The 255-nt window shown below is 56.9% G+C and carries 1 pseudogene; it reads left to right on the top strand.

Annotation, left to right across the window (positions count from 1 at the left end):
- Nucleotides 1-255: pseudogene (locus tag ABS769_RS22785) on the top strand (IS5-like element ISCARN85 family transposase); the annotation flags it as partial.

Consider the following 255-nt stretch of genomic DNA (forward strand, 5'->3'; position numbering starts at 1 on the left):
TCTACACACGCATGAACCGTTGGGCCAAGGCGGGTGTGCTGGACCGGATGTTCGCCCAATTGCAGAAATCCCAGATCGTGCGCATCAAAATCGAAGCAGTCTCGCTGGACTCCACCAGCGTCAAGGTCCATCCCGATGGCACGGGTGCATTAAAAAAAACGGCCCGCAGGCCGTCGGCAAGTCCCGCGGAGGATGGAACACCAAGATTCATACGGTTGCCGCAGATGCTCGAACAGCCATCACCTTTGGATTGAC

Origin of the sequence: Xanthomonas hortorum (genome assembly GCF_040279205.1) — a bacterium.
Classification (GTDB): Bacteria; Pseudomonadota; Gammaproteobacteria; order Xanthomonadales; family Xanthomonadaceae; genus Xanthomonas; species Xanthomonas hortorum_F.